A 23,644-nucleotide genomic window follows, 5' to 3' on the forward strand; every position below is an offset into this window, starting at 1 on the left:
CGGCCGCTGCTTCACCGCAGCGGCCGGCTCTCCCCGGACCCGTTCAGACCATGATTGACTCTCGACCCCGAAAGAGGGATTGACGACAAGTGCTCGACGTCAACTTCTTCGACGAGCTGCGGATCGGCCTCGCCACCGCGGACGACATCCGGACCTGGTCGCACGGCGAAGTGAAGAAGCCGGAGACCATCAACTACCGCACGCTCAAGCCCGAGAAGGACGGACTCTTCTGCGAGAAGATCTTCGGCCCGACCCGGGACTGGGAGTGCTACTGCGGTAAGTACAAGCGTGTCCGCTTCAAGGGCATCATCTGCGAGCGCTGCGGCGTCGAGGTCACTCGCGCCAAGGTGCGTCGTGAGCGGATGGGCCACATTGAGCTTGCCGCCCCTGTCACGCACATCTGGTACTTCAAGGGCGTTCCTTCGCGCCTTGGCTACCTGCTCGACCTCGCGCCGAAGGACCTCGAAAAGGTCATCTACTTCGCCGCGTACATGATCACGTTCGTGGACGAGGAGCGCCGCACGCGTGACCTGCCGTCGCTGGAGGCGCACGTCTCCGTAGAGCGTCAGCAGGTCGAGAACCGTCGCGACTCCGACCTCGAAGCCCGCGCCAAGAAGCTCGAGACCGACCTGGCCGAGCTTGAGGCCGAGGGCGCCAAGGCCGACGTACGCCGCAAGGTGCGCGAAGGTGCCGAGCGTGAGATGAAGCAGCTGCGTGACCGTGCGCAGCGCGAGATCGACCGTCTCGACGAGGTGTGGAGCCGCTTCAAGAACCTCAAGGTCCAGGACCTCGAGGGCGACGAGCTGCTCTACCGCGAGCTGCGCGACCGCTTCGGTACGTACTTCGACGGCTCGATGGGTGCTGCTGCTCTGCAGAAGCGCCTGGAGTCCTTCGATCTCAACGAAGAGGCCGAGCGCCTTCGCGAGATCATCCGTACCGGCAAGGGCCAGAAGAAGACCCGTGCGCTGAAGCGGCTGAAGGTCGTGTCTGCCTTCCTGCAGACCTCCAACAGCCCCAAGGGCATGGTGCTCGACTGCGTCCCGGTCATCCCGCCGGACCTTCGCCCGATGGTGCAGCTGGACGGTGGCCGCTTCGCGACCTCCGACCTGAACGACCTGTACCGCCGTGTGATCAACCGCAACAACCGTCTGAAGCGTCTGCTTGACCTCGGTGCTCCCGAGATCATCGTGAACAACGAGAAGCGCATGCTTCAGGAGGCCGTTGACGCGCTGTTCGACAACGGTCGTCGTGGCCGTCCGGTCACCGGTCCCGGTAACCGCCCGCTGAAGTCCCTGAGCGACATGCTCAAGGGCAAGCAGGGTCGTTTCCGTCAGAACCTTCTCGGTAAGCGTGTGGACTACTCCGCGCGTTCCGTGATCGTCGTCGGCCCGCAGCTGAAGCTGCACCAGTGTGGTCTGCCTAAGGCCATGGCACTGGAGCTCTTCAAGCCGTTCGTGATGAAGCGCCTGGTTGACCTCAACCACGCGCAGAACATCAAGTCGGCGAAGCGCATGGTCGAGCGCGGCCGGACCGTCGTTTACGACGTGCTGGAAGAGGTCATCGCCGAGCACCCGGTTCTGCTGAACCGTGCGCCGACGCTGCACCGCCTCGGCATCCAGGCCTTCGAGCCGCAGCTGGTCGAGGGCAAGGCCATCCAGATCCACCCGCTCGTCTGCACCGCGTTCAACGCGGACTTCGACGGTGACCAGATGGCCGTGCACCTGCCGCTTTCGGCAGAGGCGCAGGCCGAGGCCCGCATCCTGATGCTGTCCTCGAACAACATCCTGAAGCCGGCCGACGGTCGTCCCGTCACCATGCCGACCCAGGACATGGTGCTGGGCCTGTTCTTCCTCACGACCGACGAGGAAGAGCGCAAGGTCATCGGTGAGGGCCGCAGCTTCGGCTCGACCGCCGAGGCGACCATGGCGTTCGACAACCGCGAGCTCTCGCTCCAGGCGAAGGTCGACATCCGCTTCCCGGTGGGCACCATCCCGCCGCGTGGCTGGGTGCCGCCGGTCGCCGAGGAGGGTGAGCAGGAGTTCCAGCAGGGCGACAGCTTCCGCCTCCGTACGACGCTGGGCCGCGCGCTCTTCAACGAGCTGCTGCCCGAGGACTACCCGTTCGTCGACTACTCGGTGGGCAAGAAGCAGCTCTCCGAGATCGTCAACGACCTGGCGGAGCGCTACCCCAAGGTCATCGTGGCGGCGACGCTCGACAACCTGAAGGCGGCCGGCTTCCACTGGGCGACCCGTTCGGGCGTCACCGTGGCCATCTCCGACGTCGTCGTGCCCGAGGCCAAGAAGGCCATCGTCAAGGGCTACGAGGCGCTGGACGAGAAGGTCCAGAAGCAGTACGAGCGCGGTCTCATCACCAAGGAAGAGCGCACTCAGGAGCTCATCGCGATCTGGACCAAGGCGACCAATGAGGTTGCCGAGGCGATGAACGCGAACTTCCCGAAGACGAACCCCATCTTCATGATGGTTGACTCGGGTGCCCGAGGAAACATGATGCAGATGCGTCAGATCGCCGGTATGCGCGGTCTGGTGTCGAACGCCAAGAACGAGACGATTCCCCGCCCCATTAAGGCGTCGTTCCGTGAGGGTCTGTCCGTGCTGGAGTACTTCATCTCCACCCACGGTGCCCGTAAGGGTCTGGCCGACACCGCCCTGCGTACCGCCGACTCGGGTTACCTCACCCGTCGTCTGGTGGACGTCTCGCAGGACGTGATCATCCGCGAGGAGGACTGTGGCACCGACCGCGGCCTCAAGCTGAAGATCGCGGCCAAGGGCGCCGACGGTGTCCTGCGCAAGACGGACGATGTCGAGACCAGCGTGTACGCACGCATGCTCGCCGAGGACGTCGTCATCGACGGCAAGGTCATCGCGCCGGCCAATGTCGACCTCGGTGATGTGCTCATCGACCAGCTGCTCATGCACGGCGTCGAGGAGGTCAAGACCCGCTCGGTCCTGACCTGTGAGTCCGCGGTCGGCACCTGTGCCTTCTGCTACGGACGCTCGCTCGCCACCGGCAAGCTGGTCGACATCGGTGAGGCGGTCGGCATCATCGCCGCCCAGTCCATCGGTGAGCCCGGTACCCAGCTGACGATGCGTACCTTCCACACCGGTGGTGTGGCCGGTGACGACATCACCCAGGGTCTGCCCCGTGTCGTCGAGCTCTTCGAGGCTCGTACGCCCAAGGGTGTCGCCCCGATCTCGGAGGCGCTCGGTCGCGTCCGTATCGAGGAGACCGAGAAGACCAAGAAGCTCGTCGTCACCCCGGACGACGGCAGCGACGAGACGGCGTTCCCGATCTCGAAGCGTGCCCGTCTGCTCGTGGCCGACGGCGACCACGTCGAGGTGGGCCAGAAGCTCACCGTGGGTGCCACCAACCCGCACGACGTGCTTCGCATCCTTGGTCAGCGCGCGGTCCAGGTCCACCTGGTCGGCGAAGTCCAGAAGGTCTACAACAGCCAGGGTGTGTCGATCCACGACAAGCACATCGAGATCATCATCCGGCAGATGCTGCGCCGCGTGACGATCATCGAGTCGGGCGACGCCGAGCTGCTTCCGGGCGAGCTCGTCGAGCGCGGCCGCTTCGAGGGCGAGAACCGTCGTGTGGTCACGGAAGGCGGCCACCCGGCCTCCGGCCGTCCGCAGCTGATGGGTATCACCAAGGCCTCGCTGGCGACCGAGTCGTGGCTGTCGGCGGCGTCCTTCCAGGAGACGACCAGGGTTCTGACGGACGCGGCGATCAACGCCAAGTCCGACTCCCTGATCGGCCTCAAGGAGAACGTCATCATCGGTAAGCTCATCCCGGCCGGTACGGGTCTGTCCCGCTACCGCAACATCCGGGTGGAGCCCACCGAGGAGGCCAAGGCCGCGATGTACTCGGCCGTCGGCTACGACGACATCGACTACTCGCCGTTCGGCACCGGCTCCGGCCAGGCCGTCCCGCTGGAGGACTACGACTACGGTCCGTACAACCAGTAAGAGTGCGTGTCAGCACGTCCGCAGGGCGGTCACCCCTCACCGGGGTGGCCGCCCTGCGGCGTTGGCCGGCTGTGCCCCCTCCGAGGCCGCCTGTGTGCCTTTCCCCGTGCCGCCCAATGGCCGGCCGGCCTGCGGAGACAGCTCGGGAAGTCCGGTGTGTTGGGGTGGACGGCATTTGTTTTGACCGGAGTCAATGAGGTAGGTACAGTCAGACCTTGTGCCTGGGGTGTGTCCTGGCTCCACCGCGTGCTTATGTCCGCTAAGGGAGCCGGGGGAGAAAAACACGCCGCAACCTGTGAATTCTCCACTTCGGTGGAGGCCTCCAGTGTTCGACACACCCGACCGCGTGGGTCGGAGGTGTTCCAGGTTAGTTTCACAGTGATCGGCACACAGAAACCGGAGAAGTAGTGCCTACGATCCAGCAGCTGGTCCGCAAGGGCCGACAGGACAAGGTCGAGAAGAACAAGACGCCCGCACTTGAGGGTTCCCCTCAGCGTCGCGGCGTCTGCACGCGAGTGTTCACGACCACCCCGAAGAAGCCGAACTCGGCCCTGCGTAAGGTCGCGCGTGTGCGTCTGACCAGCGGGATCGAAGTCACTGCTTACATCCCGGGTGAGGGACACAACCTGCAGGAGCACTCCATCGTGCTCGTGCGTGGTGGCCGTGTGAAGGACCTGCCGGGTGTTCGCTACAAGATCATCCGTGGTTCGCTCGACACCCAGGGTGTCAAGAACCGCAAGCAGGCCCGCAGCCGCTACGGCGCCAAGAAGGAGAAGTAAGAATGCCTCGTAAGGGCCCCGCCCCGAAGCGCCCGGTCATCATTGACCCGGTCTACAGCTCTCCTCTTGTCACGTCGCTGATCAACAAGATTCTGCTTGACGGCAAGCGTTCCACCGCCGAGCGCATTGTGTACGGCGCCATGGAAGGCCTCCGCGAGAAGACCGGCAACGACCCGGTCATCACGCTGAAGCGCGCGCTTGAGAACGTCAAGCCCTCGCTCGAGGTCAAGTCCCGCCGCGTCGGTGGCGCGACGTACCAGGTGCCGATCGAGGTCAAGCCCGGTCGTGCGGCCACCCTCGCGCTGCGCTGGGTCGTGGGTTACTCCCGCGCCCGCCGCGAGAAGACCATGACCGAGCGCCTCATGAACGAGCTGCTCGACGCCTCCAACGGTCTTGGCGCTGCCGTCAAGAAGCGCGAGGACACCCACAAGATGGCCGAGTCGAACAAGGCCTTCGCGCACTACCGCTGGTAGTCGCTACCCACATCGAGACCGAGAGAAGATTGAGCCTTATGGCCACCACTTCGCTTGACCTGGCCAAGGTCCGCAATATTGGGATCATGGCCCACATCGACGCGGGCAAGACGACCACCACCGAGCGGATCCTCTTCTACACCGGCGTGTCTTACAAGATCGGTGAAGTCCACGATGGCGCAGCCACCATGGACTGGATGGAGCAGGAGCAGGAGCGCGGCATCACGATCACGTCTGCCGCGACGACCTGCCACTGGCCGCTCAATGAGGTTGATCACACGATCAACATCATTGACACCCCCGGTCACGTGGACTTCACCGTCGAGGTGGAGCGTTCGCTCCGCGTCCTCGACGGTGCCGTCACCGTGTTCGACGGTGTGGCGGGCGTCGAGCCCCAGTCCGAGACTGTCTGGCGTCAGGCGGACCGCTACGGCGTGCCGCGTATCTGCTTCGTCAACAAGCTCGACCGTACGGGTGCCGAGTTCCACCGCTGCGTCGACATGATCGTCGACCGCCTCGGTGCGGTCCCGCTCGTCATGCAGCTGCCGATCGGTGCCGAGGCCGACTTCCAGGGTGTTGTCGACCTCGTGACGATGAAGGCCTTCGTCTGGTCCGCCGAGGCGGCCAAGGGCGAGGCGTACGACATCGTCGACATCCCGGCGACGCACGTCGAGGCTGCCGACGAGTGGCGCGGCAAGCTCCTCGAGTCTGTTTCCGAGCACGACGACGAGATGATGGAGATGTACCTCGACGGCCAGGAGCCGACCGAGGAGCAGCTGTACGCCGCCATCCGTCGTATCACTCTGGCCTCCAAGGGCAGTGCCGACTCCGTCACCGTCTCCCCGGTGTTCTGCGGTACCGCGTTCAAGAACAAGGGCGTCCAGCCCCTGCTCGACGCCGTTGTCCGCTACCTGCCGTCTCCCCTGGACGTCGAGGCCATTGAGGGCCACGACGTCAAGGACCCGGAGAAGGTCGTCAAGCGTCAGCCGTCGGACGAGGAGCCGTTCTCCGGCCTTGCCTTCAAGATCGCGAGCGACCCGCACCTGGGCAAGCTCACCTTCGTCCGGATCTACTCCGGTCGCCTCGAGGCCGGCACCGCGGTGCTGAACTCGGTCAAGGGCAAGAAGGAGCGCATCGGCAAGATCTACCGCATGCACGCGAACAAGCGTGAGGAGATCCCCTCGGTGGGTGCCGGTGACATCGTCGCCGTCATGGGTCTGAAGCAGACCACCACCGGTGAGACTCTGTGCGACGACAAGAACCCGGTGATCCTGGAGTCCATGGACTTCCCGGCGCCGGTCATTCAGGTCGCGATCGAGCCCAAGTCCAAGGGTGACCAGGAGCGGCTGGGTGTTGCCATCCAGCGGCTCGCGGAGGAGGACCCCTCCTTCCAGGTGCACTCGGACGAGGAGACCGGCCAGACCATCATCGGTGGTATGGGCGAGCTTCACCTCGAGGTTCTTGTCGACCGCATGAAGCGCGAGTTCCGCGTCGAGGCGAACGTCGGCAAGCCCCAGGTCGCTTACCGCGAGACGATCCGCAAGGCCGTCGAGCGTATCGACTACACGCACAAGAAGCAGACTGGTGGTACCGGCCAGTTCGCGAAGGTGCAGATCGCCCTTGAGCCCATCGAGGGTGGCGACGCCTCGTACGAGTTCGTCAACAAGGTCACCGGTGGCCGCATCCCCAGGGAGTACATCCCCTCGGTGGACGCGGGCGCGCAGGAAGCCATGCAGTTCGGCATCCTGGCCGGCTACGAGATGGTCGGCGTTCGCGTCACCCTTCTCGACGGTGGTTACCACGAGGTCGACTCCTCGGAGCTCGCCTTCAAGATCGCCGGTTCGCAGGCGTTCAAGGAGGGTGCCCGCAAGGCCTCTCCCGTGCTCCTCGAGCCGATGATGGCTGTCGAGGTCACCACGCCCGAGGACTACATGGGCGATGTGATCGGCGACCTGAACTCCCGCCGTGGCCAGATTCAGGCCATGGAGGAGCGCAGCGGCGCTCGCGTCGTGAAGGGCCTCGTGCCCCTCTCGGAGATGTTCGGCTACGTCGGAGACCTCCGCAGCAAGACCTCGGGTCGCGCAAGCTACTCGATGCAGTTCGACTCCTACGCCGAGGTTCCGCGGAACGTCGCCGAGGAGATCATCGCGAAGGCCAAGGGCGAGTAGCTCCCCCGAGTTGACGCTTTAGGCTTGACCCAACCGCCGGGGCTCTCCCCGCGACCCGTGTGTGAGAATCCCGGCGGTTGGCACCCCAGCAAAGATCACCTGGCGCCGATGAAGCAAGGCGTACAGAACCACTCCGCAGGAGGACCCAGTGGCGAAGGCAAAGTTCGAGCGGACTAAGCCGCACGTCAACATCGGCACCATCGGTCACATCGACCACGGTAAGACGACCCTCACGGCCGCCATTACCAAGGTGCTGCACGACGCGTTCCCCGACCTGAACGAGGCCTCGGCCTTCGACCAGATCGACAAGGCTCCCGAGGAGCGCCAGCGCGGTATCACGATCTCGATCGCGCACGTCGAGTACCAGACGGAGTCGCGTCACTACGCGCACGTCGACTGCCCCGGTCACGCGGACTACATCAAGAACATGATCACGGGTGCGGCGCAGATGGACGGCGCCATCCTCGTGGTCGCGGCCACCGACGGCCCGATGCCGCAGACCAAGGAGCACGTGCTCCTGGCCCGCCAGGTAGGCGTGCCGTACATCGTCGTCGCCCTGAACAAGGCCGACATGGTGGACGACGAGGAGATCCTGGAGCTCGTCGAGCTCGAGGTTCGTGAGCTCCTCTCCGAGTACGAGTTCCCGGGCGACGACCTCCCGGTCGTCAAGGTCTCGGCGCTCAAGGCGCTCGAGGGCGACCCCGAGTGGGGCCAGACCGTCCTCGACCTGATGAAGGCCGTCGACGAGTCGATCCCGCAGCCCGAGCGCGACGTCGACAAGCCGTTCCTGATGCCGATCGAGGACGTCTTCACGATCACCGGTCGTGGCACGGTCGTCACCGGTCGTATCGAGCGTGGCATCCTCAAGGTCAACGAGACTGTTGACATTGTGGGCATCAAGGAAGAGAAGACCACCACCACGGTCACGGGCATCGAGATGTTCCGCAAGCTGCTGGATGAGGGTCAGGCCGGCGAGAACGTTGGCCTCCTCCTCCGTGGCATCAAGCGCGAGGACGTCGAGCGCGGCCAGGTCATCATCAAGCCCGGTTCGGTTACGCCGCACACCGAGTTTGAGGCCCAGGCCTACATCCTGTCGAAGGACGAGGGTGGCCGTCACACCCCCTTCTTCAACAACTACCGCCCGCAGTTCTACTTCCGTACGACGGACGTAACGGGCGTTGTGACCCTTCCCGAGGGCACCGAGATGGTCATGCCTGGTGACAACACCATCATGACGGTCAACCTGATTCAGCCGGTTGCCATGGAAGAGGGCCTCAAGTTCGCCATCCGTGAGGGTGGCCGGACCGTCGGCGCCGGCCAGGTCACCAAGATCAACAAGTAATTTGTTGGTTTGACCTGGTTGCTCCTGCATGAGCACCAAAGAAGGGCCCCTGCTCCGTCGTTCGCGGCGGTGCGGGGGCCCTTCTGTCGTGCGGTGGCGGATAGTGCCGCGTTGCGGCAGTCCTCCTAGGGGCGCCAGAGCCACGGGGTCGCGTCCGGGCCCAGGCCGACCACTACCGGGCCCTTCGGGCCGAGGTGGAGGGTCGGGCCCTCAAGGGAGGCCGGCGTGTCCTCGCGGCGGATCAGGCGGCCCTCTGCCAGCAGCTGCGCCCGGCCCTTGCGGTCGCGGCCCAGGAGAACCGGTCCCGTGGGGGCGGATGCGGCGGCCACCGCGCCGTAACCCTTGAAGCGAAGCCGCACGGGGCTGCTGCCCCCGACTCGGGCCGTCGTGAGGCCGGACGTGGCGGGGCGGCGGTAGATCAGGTCTATGCCGCCGTCGGGGGCGGTGAGGGTGGTGAGGGAGCCACCCGGGGTGGGCAGGCCGGTGACGGGGCGCGGGCCTACGCGCCTGCCGGGCGCGTCCTGTGTCCAGTGGTGCACGGTGTCGTGCCCCGCCGCGAAAACGTGGACACGGCCGCCGCCGTCCACCGCCGTGGCCAGGCCGTCCTGGATCTCGCCGCCGCCGAGGTCGCGCCAGGCGTTCCAGCGGCCGGCAGTGCTCCGGACGCGCGTACTGATGCCCTTGTCCGCGTTCCGTACGAAGAGGTGGACCCGGCCGTCGGGGGCCGCCACCGCCACGGGGGAGCCGATGCGGCGGCCCCGGTCGTGGTCCGTCTCCGGATTGCCGAGACCCGTCCAGGCGCCGAACTCGCTGCCGGCCTTGCGCTGTTCGAGCAGTACGATCTCGCGGGTATTCGCCGCGCCATGGCCGGCCAGCGCGGAGAACCGCAGGCCGAACAGGAGCTGGCGGCCCTCCCGCAGGGTCGCCGCGCCCAGCACGGGCGCCAGTGGCCCGCCGCCGAGGTCGTCCGGCGCGCCCCACGCGCCGCTGCCGGGCGCCGTCTCGCGCCAGCGTGCGACCCGCAGGCCCAGCACGCCGTACGCCGCCAGACGCCCGTCGGGGCCGGCGGCGACGACCGGGCGGGCGCCGGGGTAGCGGTAGTGGGTGGAGCGGACCCAGCCCTTGCGGTTGGTGAGCGGGCGGTCGCCGCCGACGTTGTAGTCGCCGCAGCCCGCCGCGTTCCCGCACTCCCAGTCGGGAGCGCCGCCGTACGGGACGAGGTGGGACGCCTTCTCCCTGAGCACCGGCTCGGGGAGGTTCTTCGGCCAGTGGCGGTTGTAGTAGCCGCGGAAGGACGTGGCGACGAAGCCGGGCACGTCACCGCCACCCTCCGTCGCCTCGGCGACCCGCCGGATCATCGCGGCCCACGCGAAGGAGGCGACGGCGGTGTGGTCGGCGTGGTCGGAGTACCCGGGCTGCTCACTGTCGCGGCGCCGCGTGGCTTCGTCGCTGTGCTGGATGTCGGGGTCCGGGTCGAGGGTGTGCACGACCGTGGGGCGGTACCGCTCCATCAGCCCCGCGAGTACGTCGATGAGCCCGTCGTAGCTGTACGAACCGGCCTTCTCCAGCGGCGAGTCGTCGGCCACGACGGTACGAAGGGAGAGCCCGCGCGCCTCCCAGAGGCTGGGTAAACCCATGCGCCCCCATGAGGTGTGCATGGCCAGGTTGAGAAAGATCAGCTCGACGCGGCGGTCGCCGTTGACGAGGGTGTTCAGCTCGGCTTTGTGGTCCCCGCGCAGGGTGGTCACGGACTTCTGCCACGTGGTGAACCGGGGGAGGCCCAGGAGGACGGCGTACGCCTGACGCAGTCCCTGATGGCGGGCGGAGGAGTACGCCGTCCGGTCGGCGGGCTGCGGACCCGCGCCGGGTATCCGGTTCACGCCGTTGGCCTCACCGGCGGTGACGTACACGCAGACCAGCGGGACGCCGGAGTCCAGCGTCTGCCGGGTGTCCGGGTTCATGAAGTACAGGTCGTCGTCCGGGTGGGCGAGTATCTGCATCAGCAGTGCGTGCCGGGGGCTGGATATCTGCTTGCCGGGGACCGGGTCGGCGGCGGGGCCCTTGCGGCGCGGGGCGGGGACGGAGCACGAGGTGAGGGCGAGGCCGGCGGTGAGGGCGGCGGCGGACGCGACCAGAGCGCGCCTGGTGGGGCCCGGTGTGGTGGCGTCCTGGGGGCAGGCAGCAGCAGGCCCCCGTCCGGTCGTGCTGGTCACGCGCCGCGCTCCGTCCGCTTCCCCCGCAGCGGGCGTTGCTCGCGCCGCGCTTACATCCGTCGATCGCTTAAGGCGCCGATCCCACCCCCCGGGGGACCGGCCGCGCTGGACTAGACGGCTGTTCGGGCATCGGGGTTGCCTCGGCCGGGCAACCCGGTTCGTCGGCGCGTCAGCCGGTGACGCTGTCTGCCACAGTCGAGTGGCAGGGAAAGATCACCTTGCTTACGTTCGAGAAATGAATCTTCGTACTGCCGCAGCAGCCGTGGTACTGGTTGCCGCCGCCTCCGTACCGCTGTCCGGCGTTTCCTACGCGCAGCCCGACCTCGACTGCAGCGACTTCGCCTTCCAGGAGGAGGCGCAGGCGGAGTTCAACCGGGACCCCAGTGACCCGCACGGGCTGGACGAGGACCAGGGGGAGGACGACGGCGTGGCGTGCGAGGCGCTGCCCAGCAGGGGCGAAGTCGGTACAGCCACAGCCACGCCACCGGCGCCGGCCACAGCCACCGTCACAGCCACAATCCCGGCCCCCGTGCCGACCACGGCCACCGCCACAGCCCCAGCGACGGCTACAGCCACGCCCACTCCCTCACCCGTTCAGCCCACTGCGTCCCCCACTCTCGGGGTCAGGGGCGGCACGGGCAGTACGGCCGCAGGCGGCAGCAGTACCGCCGAGACCTTGTACGGCCTCGGGCTGGCGGCCGGTGCCGCCGCTCTGGCCGTTGGCTTCGTGGTCGCCAAGCGACGTCGCCGCGCCAGGCGGCTGTGAGCGGTGCGGCTACGGGTAGCGCGGCAGCTGCTCCGTCGAGATCGTCCACTCGCCGATCGTGACGTCCTCGCCGTAGACGAAGTCCTTCCGGGTCGCGTACCGGGGACCGTCCGGTGTCGGGTGGATGTCGGACAGCACAGCTCCGGCACCCGTACGAGGATCAAAGATCGCGTACACCGGGATTCCGAGCAGCGGATAGTCGCGCATCTTGCCGACCCAGTCGTTGTCCGGGTTGGACCCGGACACGACCTCGATCGCGGCGATGAGCGTGCGGGGGTCGAAGGACCCCTCGCCCTCCATGTCCGCCTCGGCGATCACCATCACGTCGGGATGACGCATGATGCCCTCTGCCGCCTCTTCCACATCCGGCGTCCCCGTGTGGGCTACGAGCTCTTCCGGCAGGACCTTCTCAAGACGCCTCCGCACGCGCAGCGTGGTGAGCTCATGCGGCTTTGCGGGCGACATCATGTCGTGGACGATCCCTTCCTTGGTGATCTCGAATTTGCCGGGAAGGGTGTCGTCCATGGCCTGAACGAACTCCCGCATCACCTGGTACTGGCGGGAGTCTCGCCGTGCGTCGTCCGGGGCGATGGTCATGGCGCTCGCTCCTCGTGGTCGGTGTCCCCGGGCAAGAAGGGTCGTCACCTTCATGCTAGGCGGCCCCCGGAACGACCGGGCGGCAGTCGCGGCAGCGGCCGGGTTCCGGGGCGCGGAAGGGGCGGTCGCAGCCCTCGCAGTCCTGGAACGGATCCGGTCGTACGACGACGGGCTCGGCCGGGAGCGGCCCCGGCATCAGGGCGCTCAGCCGGTGCGCGACCAGGCCCGCCGGGCTGGTGAGCGGCTCCGGGAGGTTGCCGCGCAGCGCCTGCCGCACCGCCTCGGGCGCGGTGCTGCGCTCCAGCCAGGCGGCGACGCCGGGAGCCAGCCGGTGCACGTCCCGCTCGGCGAGCGTCAGGCGCGGGTCGTCCCGGCGCAGCCCGGCGAGGAGGTCACGGGCGGCCTGGTCGCGGACGGGGTCCTGGGCAAGCGGCTGGGGCAGGGGCGGCGGTACCCGTCGCGGCACGGGCGCGGGGGCGGGGGCCGGGTCGGCGTCGGGTTCCGGAGCCGGTTCCTGCTCCGGTGGTGGTACGTCGGCGAGCTCCGGCCAGTGGTACGCCGTGACCTCCTGCTCCGCCGGTACGCCGACGGGGGCGGGCCGGGGCGCCTTCGGGCGCCGGGGCCGGGGCGGAGCAGCGGCGGCGGGCCGCGCCCCCGGCTGGTTGCAGGACACCGTACGGGTGACGATGCGGCCATTGGCCAACCGCTCCCGCGAGCGCTTCAGGTAGCCGCAGACCTCCAGCTCCCGCAGGGCGGAGGCGATACGGGCCTCGCTCTCCGGGAACCGGGCCGCGAGGAACTTGATGCCGATACGGGCCCCGGCGGGCAGCGACTGGATGTGTACGGCGAGCCCGATCGCGACCAGGGTCAGTTCGCGGTGCTGGCTGAGGTGGTTGCCGACGACGGTGTAGCGGCTGGTGTGCCGTGAGTTGGCGTGAACGACGCCGGAACGGGCGGCAGCCCGACGATCGCCGGACGAGGCGCGCGAGCGCGCGCTAAGGTGCTGGGGAGCCATCGGGAAGGTTCCGTCTTCCTCGGTGGTCAGGCCCTCGTTCGGGATGCCAGTCCCGGCCGGGGGCCGTCGCATGTGTGCGGTTGTCGGGGCGAGCATATGCCCGGCAACCGCCCGCAAATCCACTCCAGTTGGCGAATGCCACCCGTGTGGGTGACGGGGAGGCTGGAGGGGTTGGGAGGGGTATTTGCTCTCCCAGGGATTGAAAGTTTTAGGCATCGCGCCACACCGCGACGCGGCCCACCGGGGCGCGGTACACCGCGACCCGGTTCAGAGGGTGATCTCGGCCCACACCGTCTTGCACGGCACCGGCCCGGGCGTGACGCCCCAGCGGTCCGCAAGCGTGTCGACGAGCAGCAGCCCGCGCCCCGACTCTCCGTCGCCGGGGGCCTGAGCTGTTGGCAGCCGATCACCGCGTGCGTCGGTCACCTCGATACGGAGCGTGTCCGTGTCTGTGACGACGAGCATGAGTCGGAAGTCCCGCCCCGGTACGCGGCCGTGCGTCGTGGCGTTCGAGGCCAACTCGGCGATGACATGTGCGGCGTCCTCCAAGGGAAGCCCCCAGGAGCGCAGTTGTTCGGTTGCGAGCAGCCGGGCCAGCCGGGCGCCACGGCGGGTGGCGGAGAGCTGGACGGCGAACTGGCGGACGCTGGTGCGGGGCTGGGTGATTTCTGGATTCACATCACTCAGCGTGGCGGGACGCGTCTACGCTGAACAGCGACGGCGCCTGTACGGACAGTGACTGTCCGGCCGGTACGGCGTCCGGTACGGGTGGTACGTCGGAGGTGGGTGTCGTATGAGCGGCGGCGGTGGCACGGACTACACGACGGACGGGGCGGACGGCCCCGGCTGGGACCTCGGCCTGGAGGACGACTCCGGCGCGGTGCTCAAGGCGGTGAGCCGCCAGCTCAAGCTGTGGCGCGAGGCGGCGGGCCTGAAGCAGGCCGAGTTCGGCGCGGCGATCGGGTACGGCGAGGAAATGGTCTCGGCGGTGGAACGCGGCCGGCGCATCCCCAAGCCGGAGTATCTGGACCGCGCGGACGAGACCCTGGGCGCGGGCGGAAAGATCTCCGCGATGAAGAAGGACGTGGAGGAGGCGCGATACCCGAAGAAGGTCCGGGACTTGGCCAAGCTGGAGGCGGACGCGGTCGAGCTGGGCGCGTACGGCAATCACAACATGCACGGGCTGTTGCAGACGGAGGAGTACGCGAGGGCGCTGTTCGACATGCGACGGCCCGCGTACTCGCGGGACGAGGCCGACCGGCAGGTCTCGGCGCGTATGTCCCGCCAGGAGATCTTTGGGTGGCAGCCTGCCCCCACGCTGACGTTTGTCCAAGAAGAGGTGACGCTACGCCGTCCCATCGGGGGCAGAATGGTGCTGCGCCGGCAACTTGAACGCCTGCTGGAGGTCGGACAGTTGAGGCACGTAGAGGTTCAGGTCATGCCGACGGACCGTGATGACCATGCAGGCATGGCCGGCGAATTGCGTGTGCTGAAACTGAACGACGGCACCTCCGTCGGATACTCGGAGGCGCAGCTCACCAGCCGGCTGATCTCCAATCCCAAGGAGGTCCAGATCCTTGAGATGCGGTATGGGATCATCCGGGCGCAGGCTCTCACGCCACGGGAGTCACTGGCCTTCATCGAAAAAGTGCTGGGAGAGACATGACCCGCAAGCCCTCTGCTGGAGACGGTCTCGTGCTGGAGTGGTTCAAGAGCAGCTACAGCAGCAACGATGGTCCGGATTGCGTCGAGGTCGCGTGGACCAAGAGCAGCTACAGCGCCAGCGATAGCAACGACTGCGTCGAGATCGCGGCAGGCTGCGGCACCGTCCACGTCCGCGACTCCAAGAACGTGCCCGGCCCCCAGCTTGGGTTCGCGCCCGGCGCATGGGCCGAGTTTGTCACGTACGCGTCCACCAGCTGACCCTCACAACCGAGCCCCTGCCCCGTTCGATACGGGACAGGGGCTCGCGCGTGCTTGGAGGTGGTCAGGCTGCCGTGAAAAGCTCCCCGGCCGTAGTGGCGGTGATTGCACGGGTCAGCCAGGTGCTGAGCGTGTCGAGGTCAGTGCAGGTGGTGATGCGTTCACGGGCATCGCTGGGGATCTCGATGCCGCGCTGCGTGAGCAGCAGCAGGATGCTCTCCGAGCGGGCCTCCGCGCGGCCCTCGGCCCGTAGGCGCTGGGCGGTTTCCGAGCGGAAGAACCAGAGCGGCACAGCCATCAGGTCGCCTCGGGTTCGGTGAAGAGCTCCTCGGCCGAAGTGGCGGTGATGGCGCGGTCGAACCAGGCGCTGAGCGTGTCCGGATCGGTGCAGGCGGTGATGCGGTCGCGGGCGTCGTCGGGCACTGCGATGCCACGCTTGCTGAGCAGCCTCAGAATGTCCTCGGCTCGGCCCTCAGCCAGGCCCTCGACCCGCCCCTCAGCCAGGCCTTCGACGCGGCCTTCGCCGCGTAGGCGCTCGGCGGTCTGCGAGCGGAAGAAGGAGAGGTCGACGGCCATTAGGTCCCTCCAGATGTCAGCTGCCGGGGCAGTGCCCAGGCCTTGTTCGGTGAGTTCGATGAAGATGCTCGCGGTGTCTTCGTCCACGGTCTTCAAGGCGGCGGCCAGCGCTTTCAGTATGGCATCGGCGTCCGGGTCTTTCCCGTGTGTAATCGCGGAGAACGCCGCCAGAGGGATGTCCTGGGCGGCCGTGGCGGGGTCGGTGATCGCGGGCACGTTGTGGGGCCCAGTACCAGGGGGCGCATTGTCAGGGCCGGCCACTGCGGTGGGCCGATGTCCACCGGTTCCGCCGCCCAGGTGGCGGTGTTCTTGTCCTGGCACACGACGAGCAGGAGCGGTGGGATGCCGTACTTCGCGTAGAGGTGCGCCAGGTAGTACGTCCAGCTCGCGAGCTTGCCCGGGTCCTTCTTGCCCTGGGCCTCGACGGCCAGCAGGAAGCCGGTGGCCGGGTCGGCCGTGTCGAAGTGCAGCAGGGTGTCCACGCGGCGTTCCAGCGGTCTGGTCTCGGTGAGGTCCGTGGGGAGCAGGGTGACCGCTACTGGGTCGTCGAAGGGGAGCCCGAGCGCCCGGAAGGTGCGGGAGAAGACTCCCGGATCCTCCTGGAAGATGCGGTGCATCGCCTCGTGTGAAGAACTGACCATGACATATGACGCTAGGGGGGAGTGGGTCCCCGCTGGGCCGTATGGGGGGTCTTCACCCGGACGGGTGGTTGGGCGGGTCGGCGCGCCCGGGCGTAGCCCTGGGTTTGACGTTGCTCACGCACGGGGTAATCTCTTGCGCCCGATTGGCGCGGGCTGGGCCCCGTATGGCAGACTGTCGGGGTTGCTCGGTTGAGTGCCGATGCTGCGCGCCTCCCGTCGGGAGGACCGGAAGCGAGTCCCACAGTACTCGTCGCCTTAACTGCCCCTCAGGGCAGCGCTGGGGCGGACGTACGGGAATCTTTCGGGAAGCGTCAGCGGGGCTGATACCAGGCGCCCGGTGGGTGTTCTGCCCCCGATATGCGGTCGCGGACCGCATCCCCTAGCAGGGAAAACCTTCGGGATTTCTATGTGGCGAGGATGCGACACACCCGACCGCGTGGGTCGGAGCAGAGCGGTGCTTATCCAGACAATCCACGGGTCCCAGAGCGTTTCGAGAGAACAGGACTACTAGGTAGCCATGGCGGGACAGAAGATCCGCATCCGGCTCAAGGCCTACGACCACGAGGTCATCGACTCTTCGGCGAAGAAGATCGTCGAGACGGTGACTCGCACTGGTGCGTCGGTCGCAGGCCCGGTGCCGCTGCCCACAGAGAAGAACGTGTACTGCGTCATCAAGTCGCCGCACAAGTACAAGGATTCTCGCGAGCACTTCGAGATGCGCACGCACAAGCGCCTCATCGACATCCTCGACCCCACCCCCAAGACCGTTGACTCGCTGATGCGCCTGGACCTTCCGGCCGGCGTTGACATCGAGATCAAGCTCTGAGGGGCGCGGAGATGGCTAAGCAGATTAAGGGAATCCTGGGCGAGAAGCTCGGCATGACCCAGGTCTGGGACGAGAACAACCGGGTTGTCCCGGTGACCGTCGTCAAGGCCGGGCCGAATGTCGTGACCCAGGTCCGCACGAATGACCGCGACGGCTACGAGTCGGTCCAGATCGCCTTCGGCGAGATCGACCCTCGCAAGGTGAACAAGCCCCTCAAGGGTCACTTCGCCAAGGCCGACGTGACCCCGCGCCGCCACCTGGTGGAGCTCCGTACCTCCGACGCCAGCGAGTACGCGCTCGGCCAGGAGATCACTGCCGAGGTGTTCGAGTCCGGCGTCAAGGTTGACGTCACGGGCAAGAGCAAGGGCAAGGGCTTCGCCGGTGTCATGAAGCGTCACAACTTCGCCGGTGGCAAGGCTTCCCACGGTGCCCACCGCGTGCACCGTAAGCCTGGTTCCATCGGTGGCTGTGCCACCCCCGGCCGTGTCTTCAAGGGCATGCGCATGGCGGGTCGTATGGGCAACGAGCGGGTCACCACCCAGAACCTGACCGTCCACGCCGTTGACGCCGAGAAGGGTCTGCTGCTCATCAAGGGCGCCGTCCCCGGCCCCAACGGTGGCCTCGTCCTGGTCCGCACCGCGGCGAAGGGGGTTTGAGGAACCGATGAGCACCATTGACATCCTTACGCCGGCAGGCGACAAGGCCGGTACCGTCGAGCTCCCCGCGGAGATCTTCGACGCCAAGGTCAGCATTCCGCTGATCCACCAGGTCGTTGTCGCACAGCTGGCCGCTGCCCGTCAGGGCACGCACAAGACCAAGCGTCGCGGCGAAGTCCGTGGTGGCGGCAGGAAGCCCTACCGCCAGAAGGGCACCGGCCGCGCCCGTCAGGGCTCGACCCGCGCCCCGCAGTTCGCAGGCGGTGGCGTCGTACACGGCCCGCAGCCGCGTGACTACTCGCAGCGCACGCCCAAGAAGATGAAGGCCGCCGCTCTGCGTGGCGCCCTCACCGACCGGGCCCGCAACGCTCGTATCCACGTCGTCTCCGACGTGGTCGAGGGTGCGGTTGTGTCCACGAAGGCCGCGAAGTCCCTGCTGGGCAAGGTCAGCGAGCGCAAGCACGTGCTCCTGGTCGCCGAGCGTTCGGACGAGGCCGCGTGGCTCTCCGCCCGCAACCTGCCCCAGGTGCACCTCCTGGAGCCGGGCCAGCTCAACACGTACGACGTGCTCGTCTCCGACGACGTGGTCTTCACCAAGGCCGCTTTCGAGTCTTTCGTGTCTGGCCCCACCACGGCCGATGAGACCGAAGGGAGCGACGTCTGATGGCTGAGGCGACCGTTACCAGCAAGACCTTCACGGACCCGCGCGACGTCCTCGTCAAGCCGGTTGTATCCGAGAAGAGCTACGCGCTGCTCGACGAGAACAAGTACACGTTCATCGTCGCGCCCGGCTCCAACAAGACCCAGATCAAGCAGGCCGTTCAGGCGGTCTTCGGGGTCAAGGTCACCGGGGTCAACACGATCAACCGGCAGGGTAAGCGCAAGCGCACCAAGACCGGCTTCGGCAAGCGCTCCGACACGAAGCGCGCCATCGTGACCCTCGCCGAGGGCGACCGTATCGACATCTTCGGCGGTCCGACCGCCTAACGGCGGTCTGGATCGTCCGGAATCGGACGAGGACTGAGAAATGGGAATCCGCAAGTACAAGCCGACTACGCCGGGCCGCCGTGGCTCCTCCGTAGCCGACTTTGTCGAGATCACGCGGTCCACGCCGGAGAAGTCGCTGGTCCGCCCCCTGCACAGCAAGGGCGGCCGTAACAACGCCGGTCGGATCACCGTTCGCCACCAGGGTGGCGGACACAAGCGCGCCTACCGCGTGATCGACTTCCGTCGTCACGACAAGGACGGCGTGCCGGCGAAGGTCGCTCACATCGAGTACGACCCGAACCGCACCGCGCGCATCGCGCTGCTGCACTACGCAGACGGCGAGAAGCGCTACATCATCGCACCGCGTGGCCTCACGCAGGGTGACCGGATTGAGAACGGCCCTGGCGCCGACATCAAGCCCGGCAACAACCTGGCGCTGCGCAACATCCCGGTCGGTACGACCATCCACGCCATCGAGCTTCGGCCCGGCGGCGGCGCGAAGTTCGCCCGTTCCGCGGGTGCCTCCGTGCAGCTGCTGGCGAAGGAGGGCACGATGGCCCACCTTCGTATGCCTTCCGGTGAAATCCGCCTGGTCGACGCCCGCTGCCGCGCCACGATTGGCGAGGTCGGCAACGCCGAGCAGTCGAACATCAACTGGGGCAAGGCCGGCCGCATGCGCTGGAAGGGCGTCCGCCCGACCGTTCGTGGTGTCGCGATGAACCCCGTTGACCACCCGCACGGTGGTGGTGAGGGCAAGACTTCCGGTGGTCGTCACCCGGTCAGCCCGTGGGGTCAGAAGGAAGGTCGTACTCGCTCGCCGAAGAAGGCATCGAGCAAGTACATCGTCCGCCGCCGCAAGTCGAACAAGAAGCGCTAGGAGCGGGTTTAGATGCCGCGCAGTCTCAAGAAGGGGCCCTTCGTCGACGGACACCTCGTAAAGAAGGTGGACGTCCAGAACGAAGCTGGCACCAAGAACGTCATCAAGACCTGGTCCCGGCGCTCGATGATCATTCCCAGCATGCTGGGTCACACCATCGCGGTGCACAACGGCAAGATTCACGTCCCGGTGTTCGTCACCGAGTCGATGGTCGGCCACAAGCTCGGCGAGTTTGCGCCGACCCGCACCTTCCGCGGCCACGTCAAGGACGACCGCAAGTCGAAGCGCCGCTAAGGCGGGGTGCGATGACTATGAACGACACCGAAGGGACAACCATGGAAGCCAGGGCCCAGGCGCGGTACATCCGCGTCACGCCCATGAAGGCCCGCCGCGTGGTGGACCTTATCCGTGGCATGGATGCCACGGAGGCTCAGGCGGTCCTGCGTTTCGCCGCGCAGGCCGCGAGCGTGCCGGTAGGCAAGGTGCTTGACAGCGCCATTGCCAACGCTGCGCACAACTACGACCACACGGACGCCTCCTCGCTGGTCATCAGCGAGGCGTACGTCGACGAGGGCCCGACCCTGAAGCGGTTCCGTCCGCGTGCTCAGGGCCGTGCCTACCGGATCCGCAAGCGGACCAGCCACATCACCGTGGTCGTCAGCAGCAAGGAAGGTTCCCGGTAATGGGCCAGAAGGTAAACCCGCACGGGTTCCGGCTCGGCATCACCACGGACTTCAAGTCCCGTTGGTACGCCGACAAGCTGTACAAGGACTACGTCAAGGAAGACGTCGCCATCCGCAGGATGATGACGTCCGGCATGGAGCGCGCCGGCATCTCGAAGGTTGAGATCGAGCGCACCCGTGACCGCGTGCGTGTGGACATCCACACCGCACGTCCGGGCATCGTCATCGGCCGCCGTGGCGCCGAGGCCGACCGCATCCGCGGCGACCTCGAGAAGCTCACGGGCAAGCAGGTCCAGCTGAACATCCTCGAGGTCAAGAACCCCGAGATGGACGCTCAGCTGGTTGCTCAGGCCGTTGCCGAGCAGCTCTCGTCCCGCGTCTCCTTCCGTCGCGCCATGCGTAAGAGCATGCAGGGCACGATGAAGGCCGGCGCCAAGGGCATCAAGATCCAGTGTGGTGGCCGTCTCGGCGGCGCCGAGATGTCCCGGTCCGAGTTCTACCGCGAGGGTCGTGTGCCGCTGCACACGCTGCGCGCGAACGTGGACTACGGCTTCTTCGAGGCCAAGACGACCTTCGGCCGTATCGGCGTGAAGGTCTGGATCTACAAGGGCGACGTCAAGAACATCGCCGAGGTCCGTGCCGAGAACGCCGCGGCCCGTGCGGGTAACCGCCCGGCCCGTGGTGGCGGCCCGGCCGACCGTCCGGCCGGTGGCCGTGGTGGTCGTGGTGGCGAGCGTGGCGGCCGCGGCCGCAAGCCGCAGCAGGGTGCACCGGCAGCAGAGGCCCCCAAGGCCGACGCTCCCGCCACCTCTGCTCCGGCTGAGAGCACCGGAACGGAGGCCTGACCGAAATGCTGATCCCTCGTAGGGTCAAGCACCGCAAGCAGCACCACCCCAAGCGCCGCGGTATGGCGAAGGGTGGCACTGAGGTCGCATTCGGCGAGTACGGCATCCAGGCGCTGACCCCGGCGTACGTGACGAACCGCCAGATCGAGGCTGCTCGTATCGCGATGACCCGCCACATCAAGCGTGGCGGCAAGGTCTGGATCAACATCTACCCGGACCGTCCGCTCACGAAGAAGCCTGCCGAGACCCGCATGGGTTCCGGTAAGGGTTCTCCGGAGTGGTGGATCGCGAACGTGCACCCGGGTCGGGTCATGTTCGAGCTGTCCTACCCGAACGAGAAGATTGCTCGTGAGGCGCTCACCCGCGCTGCTCACAAGCTTCCGATGAAGTGCCGGATTGTTCGGCGCGAGGCAGGTGAGTCGTGATGGCGGCCGGTATCAAGGCGACCGAGCTGCGCGAGCTCAACGACGAGGACCTCGTCGCGAAGCTCCGTGAGGCCAAGGAAGAACTGTTCAACCTCCGCTTCCAGGCGGCGACCGGACAGCTCGAGAATCACGGCCGGCTCAAGTCCGTCCGTAAGGACATCGCCCGGATCTACACCCTGATGCGCGAGCGCGAGCTGGGCATCGAGACGGTGGAGAGCGCCTGATGAGCGAGAAGAATGTGACTGAGACGACTGAGCAGCGCGGATTCCGCAAGACCCGTGAGGGTCTCGTCGTCAGCGACAAGATGGACAAGACTGTCGTCGTCGCTGTCGAGGATCGCGTCAAGCACGCCCTGTACGGCAAGGTCATCCGCCGTACGAACAAGCTCAAGGCTCACGACGAGTCCAACGCCGCAGGCGTCGGCGACCGCGTCCTCATCATGGAGACGCGTCCGCTGTCGGCGAGCAAGCGCTGGCGCATCGTCGAGATCCTCGAGAAGGCCAAGTAATAACCCCTGAGGGGTATCCCTCAGGGCAGTTCCGCCAGGCTCGGTGAGGGGTCTCCGTAAGGAGCCCCTCGCCGGGAACCGGCAGACGATCAGGAGATAGACGTGATCCAGCAGGAGTCGCGACTGCGTGTCGCCGACAACACGGGTGCGAAGGAAATTCTCACCATCCGTGTTCTCGGTGGCTCGGGTCGCCGCTACGCGGGCATCGGCGACGTCATCGTCGCCACCGTCAAGGACGCGATCCCCGGCGGCAACGTGAAGAAGGGTGACGTCGTCAAGGCTGTCATCGTTCGCACCGTCAAGGAGCGCCGCCGTCCGGACGGCTCGTACATCCGCTTCGACGAGAACGCCGCTGTCATTCTCAAGAACGACGGCGACCCTCGTGGCACCCGTATCTTCGGCCCGGTGGGCCGTGAGCTGCGCGAGAAGAAGTTCATGAAGATCATCTCGCTCGCGCCGGAGGTGCTGTAAGCATGAAGATCAAGAAGGGCGACCTGGTTCAGGTCATCACCGGTAAGGACAAGGGCAAGCAGGGCAAGGTCATTCTGGCCGTGCCCCGCGAGAACCGTGTCCTGGTCGAGGGTGTCAACCGGGTCAAGAAGCACACCAAGGCCGGTCAGACCGCTCGCGGTTCGCAGACCGGTGGCATTGTGACGACTGAGGCCCTGATCCACGTCAGCAACGTTCAGCTGGTTGTGGAGAAGGACGGCAAGAAGGTCGTTACCCGCGTCGGCTACCGCTTTGACGACGAGGGCAACAAGATCCGCGTTGCCAAGCGGACCGGTGAGGACATCTGATGACTACCACCACCGCACCGCGCCTCAAGCTGCGCTACCGCGAGGAGATCGCGGGCAAGCTGCGTGAAGAGTTCTCGTACGAGAACGTCATGCAGATCCCCGGTCTCGTCAAGATCGTGGTCAACATGGGTGTGGGCGACGCCGCCCGCGACTCCAAGCTGATCGATGGCGCCATTCGCGACCTCACCACGATCACGGGCCAGAAGCCGGCCGTCACCAAGGCCCGGAAGTCCATCGCGCAGTTCAAGCTGCGCGAGGGTCAGCCGATCGGCTGCCACGTCACCCTCCGCGGTGACCGCATGTGGGAGTTCCTGGACCGTACGCTGTCGCTCGCGCTGCCGCGTATCCGTGACTTCCGTGGTCTGTCGCCGAAGCAGTTCGACGGCCGTGGCAACTACACCTTCGGTCTCACGGAGCAGGTCATGTTCCACGAGATCGACCAGGACAAGATCGACCGGGTCCGGGGCATGGACATCACCGTGGTCACCACGGCGACCAACGACGACGAGGGTCGTGCCCTCCTTCGTCACCTCGGCTTCCCGTTCAAGGAGAACTGAC

The 23,644-nt window shown here is 66.8% G+C and carries 27 protein-coding genes and 1 pseudogene; 22 read left to right on the forward strand and 6 right to left on the reverse strand.

All coding sequences use genetic code 11. From position 1 onward, the window contains the following. Positions 1 to 89: 89 nt before the first annotated feature. From J7E96_RS28950 to tuf, 5 genes are all read left to right on the forward strand, one after another. The gene (locus tag J7E96_RS28950) at positions 90 to 3,989 is read left to right on the forward strand and encodes a DNA-directed RNA polymerase subunit beta' (protein WP_215135484.1); all 3,900 of its coding nucleotides are present in this window, start codon (positions 90 to 92) and stop codon (positions 3,987 to 3,989) included. A 407-nt stretch (positions 3,990 to 4,396) separates the two neighbouring features. Further along, positions 4,397 to 4,768: a 30S ribosomal protein S12 gene (gene rpsL, locus J7E96_RS28955; protein WP_003948652.1), complete on the forward strand. Its 372-nt coding sequence runs from the start codon at positions 4,397 to 4,399 to the stop codon at positions 4,766 to 4,768. Between the two features lie 2 nt (positions 4,769 to 4,770). Continuing rightward, on the forward strand, positions 4,771 to 5,241 hold the full coding sequence (rpsG, locus tag J7E96_RS28960; RefSeq protein WP_028812383.1) for a 30S ribosomal protein S7: 471 nt from the start codon (positions 4,771 to 4,773) through the stop codon (positions 5,239 to 5,241). 38 nt (positions 5,242 to 5,279) lie between these two features. Continuing rightward, entirely contained in the window at positions 5,280 to 7,409 is a 2,130-nt protein-coding gene (gene fusA, locus J7E96_RS28965) for an elongation factor G (protein WP_215135486.1), read from the forward strand. A 148-nt stretch (positions 7,410 to 7,557) separates the two neighbouring features. Beyond that, the gene (gene tuf / locus J7E96_RS28970) at positions 7,558 to 8,751 is read left to right on the forward strand and encodes an elongation factor Tu (RefSeq protein WP_215135488.1); all 1,194 of its coding nucleotides are present in this window, start codon (positions 7,558 to 7,560) and stop codon (positions 8,749 to 8,751) included. Between the two features lie 125 nt (positions 8,752 to 8,876). Here tuf and J7E96_RS28975 read toward each other — a convergent pair whose 3' ends face one another. Beyond that, positions 8,877 to 10,964 (reverse strand): PIG-L family deacetylase, encoded by a 2,088-nt coding sequence (locus J7E96_RS28975; RefSeq protein WP_215135490.1) that lies wholly within the window; start codon positions 10,962 to 10,964, stop codon positions 8,877 to 8,879. Positions 10,965 to 11,199: 235 nt separating this feature from the next. Between J7E96_RS28975 and J7E96_RS28980 the strand changes: the two genes are divergently transcribed. Next, on the forward strand, positions 11,200 to 11,730 hold the full coding sequence (locus J7E96_RS28980; protein WP_215135492.1) for an excalibur calcium-binding protein: 531 nt from the start codon (positions 11,200 to 11,202) through the stop codon (positions 11,728 to 11,730). Positions 11,731 to 11,739: 9 nt separating this feature from the next. Here J7E96_RS28980 and J7E96_RS28985 read toward each other — a convergent pair whose 3' ends face one another. The 3 genes from J7E96_RS28985 to J7E96_RS28995 form a co-directional block, all read right to left on the reverse strand. Continuing rightward, positions 11,740 to 12,327, reverse strand: coding sequence for a Uma2 family endonuclease (locus tag J7E96_RS28985; RefSeq protein WP_215135494.1), 588 nt, complete (start codon positions 12,325 to 12,327; stop codon positions 11,740 to 11,742). A 55-nt stretch (positions 12,328 to 12,382) separates the two neighbouring features. Continuing rightward, on the reverse strand, positions 12,383 to 13,342 hold the full coding sequence (locus J7E96_RS28990; protein WP_215135621.1) for a helix-turn-helix domain-containing protein: 960 nt from the start codon (positions 13,340 to 13,342) through the stop codon (positions 12,383 to 12,385). Between the two features lie 267 nt (positions 13,343 to 13,609). Continuing rightward, on the reverse strand, positions 13,610 to 14,020 hold the full coding sequence (locus J7E96_RS28995) for an ATP-binding protein (protein ID WP_215135496.1): 411 nt from the start codon (positions 14,018 to 14,020) through the stop codon (positions 13,610 to 13,612). A 115-nt stretch (positions 14,021 to 14,135) separates the two neighbouring features. Here J7E96_RS28995 and J7E96_RS29000 point away from each other — a divergent pair, with 115 nt between their 5' ends. Next, complete coding sequence (locus J7E96_RS29000) at positions 14,136 to 15,008, forward strand: helix-turn-helix transcriptional regulator (protein ID WP_215135498.1); 873 nt, start codon at positions 14,136 to 14,138, stop codon at positions 15,006 to 15,008. Beyond that, positions 15,005 to 15,265: a DUF397 domain-containing protein gene (locus J7E96_RS29005; RefSeq protein ID WP_215135501.1), complete on the forward strand. Its 261-nt coding sequence runs from the start codon at positions 15,005 to 15,007 to the stop codon at positions 15,263 to 15,265. Before J7E96_RS29000 ends, J7E96_RS29005 begins: the two co-directional genes overlap by 4 nt. 64 nt (positions 15,266 to 15,329) lie before the next feature. On the opposite strand, the gene J7E96_RS29010 is transcribed toward J7E96_RS29005, so the two are convergent. Both J7E96_RS29010 and J7E96_RS29015 read right to left on the reverse strand, forming a co-directional pair. Continuing rightward, positions 15,330 to 15,563, reverse strand: a complete 234-nt coding sequence (locus tag J7E96_RS29010; protein ID WP_215135503.1) for a hypothetical protein — start codon at positions 15,561 to 15,563, stop codon at positions 15,330 to 15,332. Continuing rightward, a pseudogene (locus tag J7E96_RS29015) lies at positions 15,563 to 16,482 on the reverse strand (hypothetical protein). The gene J7E96_RS29010 and the pseudogene J7E96_RS29015 overlap by 1 nt, the downstream one beginning before the upstream one ends. 517 nt (positions 16,483 to 16,999) lie before the next feature. On the opposite strand from J7E96_RS29015, the gene rpsJ reads away from it, so the two are divergent. From rpsJ to rplE, 14 genes are all read left to right on the forward strand, one after another. Continuing rightward, on the forward strand, positions 17,000 to 17,308 hold the full coding sequence (gene rpsJ, locus J7E96_RS29020) for a 30S ribosomal protein S10 (protein ID WP_003948644.1): 309 nt from the start codon (positions 17,000 to 17,002) through the stop codon (positions 17,306 to 17,308). A gap of 11 nt (positions 17,309 to 17,319) precedes the next feature. After that, positions 17,320 to 17,964 (forward strand): 50S ribosomal protein L3, encoded by a 645-nt coding sequence (gene rplC, locus J7E96_RS29025; protein WP_215135505.1) that lies wholly within the window; start codon positions 17,320 to 17,322, stop codon positions 17,962 to 17,964. Between the two features lie 7 nt (positions 17,965 to 17,971). Continuing rightward, positions 17,972 to 18,628: a 50S ribosomal protein L4 gene (gene rplD, locus J7E96_RS29030; protein WP_215135507.1), complete on the forward strand. Its 657-nt coding sequence runs from the start codon at positions 17,972 to 17,974 to the stop codon at positions 18,626 to 18,628. Continuing rightward, entirely contained in the window at positions 18,628 to 18,951 is a 324-nt protein-coding gene (gene rplW, locus J7E96_RS29035; RefSeq protein WP_215135509.1) for a 50S ribosomal protein L23, read from the forward strand. Before rplD ends, rplW begins: the two co-directional genes overlap by 1 nt. Before the next feature lie 40 nt (positions 18,952 to 18,991). Then, positions 18,992 to 19,828 carry a 50S ribosomal protein L2 gene (rplB, locus tag J7E96_RS29040; protein WP_069927446.1) on the forward strand — a complete coding sequence of 279 codons (837 nt, stop codon included), beginning with the start codon at positions 18,992 to 18,994 and terminating at the stop codon, positions 19,826 to 19,828. Positions 19,829 to 19,840: 12 nt separating this feature from the next. Further along, positions 19,841 to 20,122, forward strand: coding sequence for a 30S ribosomal protein S19 (rpsS, locus tag J7E96_RS29045; RefSeq protein ID WP_138894198.1), 282 nt, complete (start codon positions 19,841 to 19,843; stop codon positions 20,120 to 20,122). 41 nt (positions 20,123 to 20,163) lie between these two features. Then, positions 20,164 to 20,511: a 50S ribosomal protein L22 gene (gene rplV, locus J7E96_RS29050; protein ID WP_069927445.1), complete on the forward strand. Its 348-nt coding sequence runs from the start codon at positions 20,164 to 20,166 to the stop codon at positions 20,509 to 20,511. Continuing rightward, positions 20,511 to 21,356 (forward strand): 30S ribosomal protein S3, encoded by an 846-nt coding sequence (gene rpsC / locus J7E96_RS29055; protein ID WP_214974338.1) that lies wholly within the window; start codon positions 20,511 to 20,513, stop codon positions 21,354 to 21,356. Before rplV ends, rpsC begins: the two co-directional genes overlap by 1 nt. A gap of 5 nt (positions 21,357 to 21,361) precedes the next feature. Next, positions 21,362 to 21,781, forward strand: a complete 420-nt coding sequence (rplP, locus tag J7E96_RS29060) for a 50S ribosomal protein L16 (RefSeq protein ID WP_028812370.1) — start codon at positions 21,362 to 21,364, stop codon at positions 21,779 to 21,781. Next, positions 21,781 to 22,005, forward strand: coding sequence for a 50S ribosomal protein L29 (gene rpmC, locus J7E96_RS29065; protein WP_030368408.1), 225 nt, complete (start codon positions 21,781 to 21,783; stop codon positions 22,003 to 22,005). Before rplP ends, rpmC begins: the two co-directional genes overlap by 1 nt. Continuing rightward, positions 22,005 to 22,289, forward strand: coding sequence for a 30S ribosomal protein S17 (rpsQ, locus tag J7E96_RS29070; protein ID WP_028812368.1), 285 nt, complete (start codon positions 22,005 to 22,007; stop codon positions 22,287 to 22,289). Before rpmC ends, rpsQ begins: the two co-directional genes overlap by 1 nt. A gap of 102 nt (positions 22,290 to 22,391) precedes the next feature. Beyond that, entirely contained in the window at positions 22,392 to 22,760 is a 369-nt protein-coding gene (rplN, locus tag J7E96_RS29075; protein ID WP_003974257.1) for a 50S ribosomal protein L14, read from the forward strand. 2 nt (positions 22,761 to 22,762) lie between these two features. After that, positions 22,763 to 23,086 carry a 50S ribosomal protein L24 gene (gene rplX, locus J7E96_RS29080; RefSeq protein WP_069927444.1) on the forward strand — a complete coding sequence of 108 codons (324 nt, stop codon included), beginning with the start codon at positions 22,763 to 22,765 and terminating at the stop codon, positions 23,084 to 23,086. Further along, on the forward strand, positions 23,086 to 23,643 hold the full coding sequence (gene rplE / locus J7E96_RS29085; RefSeq protein ID WP_028812366.1) for a 50S ribosomal protein L5: 558 nt from the start codon (positions 23,086 to 23,088) through the stop codon (positions 23,641 to 23,643). Before rplX ends, rplE begins: the two co-directional genes overlap by 1 nt. Position 23,644: the final 1 nt, after the last annotated feature.

This window comes from Streptomyces sp. ISL-96, assembly GCF_018614035.1.
GTDB lineage: Bacteria > Actinomycetota > Actinomycetes > Streptomycetales > Streptomycetaceae > Streptomyces.